This is a genomic window from Pelagicoccus mobilis, assembly GCF_016595505.1.
GTDB lineage: Bacteria > Verrucomicrobiota > Verrucomicrobiia > Opitutales > Opitutaceae > Pelagicoccus > Pelagicoccus mobilis.
This window is the reverse complement of sequence record NZ_JAENIL010000121.1, coordinates 1-3,332: the sequence shown is the minus strand read 5'-3', so window position 1 is coordinate 3,332 and position 3,332 is coordinate 1. Positions and strand designations below refer to the sequence as shown.

The window sequence follows — 3,332 nt, the reverse complement described above, 5'->3', positions numbered from 1 at the left end:
CTCGTTGTGTGAGCCGATTGGTTATGTAATATTTTTAGTTTTGTTGAGGCCGAATTTCTTGGGGTAAATCGCTTCGTTAGTCTCTCGGAATTCATAGAGTCCTTCTATTCCGTTTTTCATGAGGATTTCTTTTTCATTTCTGATTGAGTTTAAAGCTATCCTAGCCAACGGAACGACAAACAGTGGAATCGATATGCCTACCCCAATCCCGGTGAGGCTCATAAGGATAGGTCCGTATCCAAATATCCCATGTTCATTGTAGAGTTGATATGTGTCGAAGGCGAAATAGATCGAAACCAAAGCTATGGCTGTCCCTACCGAAATGCTGCCGATGAGAAACGCAATCATCAGAAGTTTTCGTAGACCTAGCTTTTTAGATTCTTTCATTTCTTCACATAACGTTAAAGCCACACGATGTCGGCTTCGGTTGAGGCTCCGTCAGTTGTTATGTCGATTTCAATACGGTCGTCACAAAAGAGGCGAGCGTTTGCCGACATTGTGTGGGCTGCCTGGTTGGCATCGTCCTTTTCTTTTAGATACATAATCAGTGATTTAGTCTCTCCATCTCAACTGAGAGGTTTCTTTCTGTCTGAGAGTCTACTGTGATGATCTTTTCTTTGTATCCATCACGAATGATCGAGAGCTTTACTGGAGTGCTCCACGTCATCATCAATTTTTCATTTTTGGGGTCGATTGCGAAACCAGGTCCCGTGTTTGGGTCGAGTGGTTTGATCTTTATGTCGATTTCTTCTTTTGTCTCTGCATCCACTCCGAAGAACGATACGGAGTATTGCTCCGCCTCAGGTTGTGAGCATCCGAATACAAGAAGGGAAAGTAGAGCTAAGAGTATCGGTTTCATTTCTTTGCCAACGCCAAAGACTCACGATGTCGGCTGCGACTGAGCTTCAAAGTCTATTGGGGTGATTATCATGAGTTCGTAATGAAAGGGCGGGCGTTTGCCGACATTGTGAGCTCTGCCTTGTTCTCGCTTATAGTTTAGTCGTCTTTCTTCCAGGTTTCGTAGTCAAAACCTGGATTCACTCTTTCGGTATATTTGTCGAGTCGATGTACGTGAGGAATGCTTGCGTGACCTCCTGTCGTGTAAGACTCCATCCATATCCTTCCTTCTTTGTCTTCGTAGGCAGATAGCCATTTCATCGTGTCTACTTTGAGTTCCTTCATCTTTCCCAGATAGCGTTCTACTTCTTCTATCGAAGTCATCTCGGAGAAGCCGTCTGTTTCTATGAATTCGTTCATTTGTTTTTTCGAGAACGTGAAGGCCATACGCGGAGGTCATCGCGGAGCGATGGCCGGAGTTGTATGGGCCGCCTGGTTCGATAGATTTTTCATAGCGTATGCTATCACCAATATTTCCTCGGATTTGGTTGAATCGCCGACAATGGAAAGAATGTCTTTCTCGCCTCCCCAAGAAACCATAAATCTGTTTGGTTCCAGTCCATAGTCCCTGTACTCCAATGTCCGGAATTCTGTATCTTCTACTTTGATTTCGCTTTCGGCCACGACTTCGAGGAGAGGTGGTCTAAATATATGACCTTTTACTTTCCATTTTCTTTTTATTCTTTTGTCGTGATGGCGGAATTCTAGCTCTGTCCCGTCGCTCGTCGTCAGTGTGAAGTAAACGGTCTGGTAGATACGGGATTTTCTTTCTTTTTCGAGTTTCCAATGATCCTTGATTTCAACGGTCAAATCGCCGAAGCGGACTTCTGATGCCAGAATCGCTGAGCAGAAAAGGAGCGCGAAGAGTGCCGAGAATGCAGTTCTCATTTTTGATCGAACGCAGAGTCCTCACGCGGAGGGGGCGCAGCCCCCGGAGTTGTGAGAGACGACTTGATATGTGTTAGTTTCTTTCAATCTGATATGGTCCCTTTCTCGATTAAAGATCCGTCTTCATTTCGCAATCTTTTCCCAGCGTGGACATACCAGTGAAGATGTTTTGTCGATTGCTTGTTCCCGACGTTTGTAGAAACTCTGCAACCTCCGAATTCCTTCTCTACTGCTTCGGAGATCGATGCTAGCGTGTCCATTATTTCTAACTTCAGTGATTCTTCTTGGTCGGTGATCTGTGAAAGGCTTTCAATGTGCTTCTTCGGGACGAGGACGATGTGGCGTTCCCAGTAAGGTGCAGTGTGATGAAACGCGAGAAGGCTCGATGTTTCGGTGACGACATCAATATCGATATTTCTTGGGATGATTTGTTCGCAGTAGATGTCGTTCATTTCTTCTCACATATCGTCGAGTACAGGCGGCGTGCGCTTGCGCACGTTGCCTGCTACGACTGGTTGTCGCTTTTTGCTTTTTCGTTCACGAGTTGGTTTGACAGCGAAAGTAGGTCTCTTTCTTTGCTTCGCCAATCATCTTTTACGTCGTGAACCATCTTTTGTTTTCTCTTATTTTTTTCGGTCGAAATGTCTTGTGGTTGCCTTGGGTCTCAATGTGTAGGGTGCTTTTTATCTCAATGTAGGATCAATTTTTCTCTTCGTTGCAGGATAAATTTTTTGACCGCAGATTACTCAGATCGTCACAGATTAGATTAGTATCCAAAAAGTAGTAGTTTTATTCTCCTCAACCTGATCATCCTTTTCTTCGACAACGTCAAAGTGATACGCGGAGAGAGGCGCAGCCTCTCGGAGTTGTATCCACTGCCTGGTTCTCAGTCATTTTTCTTCATGTATTCTTCCTGTGTATAGAATAACACGGGAAACCTCAAATCTGGAGAGTTTCTAGGCTTAATGGCTTCAACTTGTTCCATCGCTTCATTCGGAGGAGACTTATGAATTATGCAGAATCTGATCTCTTTTCCGTGGGCATCCGGAGTGTCTTCATAAAATTGCCCGGATTCGACATATCCCGCATATGAGCTCAGCTTTTCGATCATGAGACGATAACGTCTCGTTTCGTCTTTAATTTGATCGCTATCAACGGCGATCAGATCGTATCCCTCCGTATGAGGGCTTCTCGCCACGACATCGATCTTTTCTGTGCTTTCAAATCCCATTTGTATTTTTGAGAACGCTAAGGTGATACGACGGCGGGTTCGGTCATCGCCGCCATGTCTGGATTGGTTGATTTCGCAGTTTCGTTGTCAAAGAGGCGAGCGTTTGCCGCCGTTGTATCGACCGCCTTGTTAAGCTCTTCTTTAATCACTATCGCCACCTCCGAAATTACTGTATCCAGAATCGTAATTCCCGTAATCTTCGCTGGAGGAACTGGCATCGCTAATCTTTGCCGGATCAAGACCGGGTGAGATGTATTCTTTGTAAAAGTCAGAAATCGCGTCTGACAGTGATCCTTGGTAACCTTCAGGAACAAGA

Annotated in this window: 8 protein-coding genes; all 8 read right to left on the bottom strand. The window is 45.0% G+C overall.

The genetic code is table 11. From position 1 onward, the window contains the following. Positions 1 to 21 precede the first annotated feature (21 nt). The 8 genes from JIN87_RS27705 to JIN87_RS28665 all read right to left on the bottom strand — a co-directional run bounded on the left by JIN87_RS27705 (position 22) and on the right by JIN87_RS28665 (position 3,165). Complete coding sequence (locus JIN87_RS27705) at positions 22 to 387, bottom strand: hypothetical protein (protein WP_200359936.1); 366 nt, start codon at positions 385 to 387, stop codon at positions 22 to 24. Between the two features lie 14 nt (positions 388 to 401). Further along, positions 402 to 542 carry a hypothetical protein gene (locus tag JIN87_RS27700; RefSeq protein ID WP_200359934.1) on the bottom strand — a complete coding sequence of 47 codons (141 nt, stop codon included), beginning with the start codon at positions 540 to 542 and terminating at the stop codon, positions 402 to 404. A gap of 2 nt (positions 543 to 544) precedes the next feature. Continuing rightward, positions 545 to 859, bottom strand: a complete 315-nt coding sequence (locus tag JIN87_RS27695) for a hypothetical protein (protein WP_200359932.1) — start codon at positions 857 to 859, stop codon at positions 545 to 547. A 137-nt stretch (positions 860 to 996) separates the two neighbouring features. Next, on the bottom strand, positions 997 to 1,257 hold the full coding sequence (locus JIN87_RS27690) for a hypothetical protein (protein ID WP_200359930.1): 261 nt from the start codon (positions 1,255 to 1,257) through the stop codon (positions 997 to 999). 36 nt (positions 1,258 to 1,293) lie between these two features. Next, complete coding sequence (locus tag JIN87_RS27685; protein ID WP_200359928.1) at positions 1,294 to 1,785, bottom strand: hypothetical protein; 492 nt, start codon at positions 1,783 to 1,785, stop codon at positions 1,294 to 1,296. An 83-nt stretch (positions 1,786 to 1,868) separates the two neighbouring features. Continuing rightward, positions 1,869 to 2,237, bottom strand: coding sequence for an HIT family protein (locus tag JIN87_RS27680; RefSeq protein ID WP_200359926.1), 369 nt, complete (start codon positions 2,235 to 2,237; stop codon positions 1,869 to 1,871). A 434-nt stretch (positions 2,238 to 2,671) separates the two neighbouring features. Further along, positions 2,672 to 3,016, bottom strand: coding sequence for a DUF6572 domain-containing protein (locus tag JIN87_RS27675; protein WP_200359924.1), 345 nt, complete (start codon positions 3,014 to 3,016; stop codon positions 2,672 to 2,674). Between the two features lie 17 nt (positions 3,017 to 3,033). Then, on the bottom strand, positions 3,034 to 3,165 hold the full coding sequence (locus tag JIN87_RS28665) for a hypothetical protein (RefSeq protein WP_267909459.1): 132 nt from the start codon (positions 3,163 to 3,165) through the stop codon (positions 3,034 to 3,036). Positions 3,166 to 3,332: the final 167 nt, after the last annotated feature.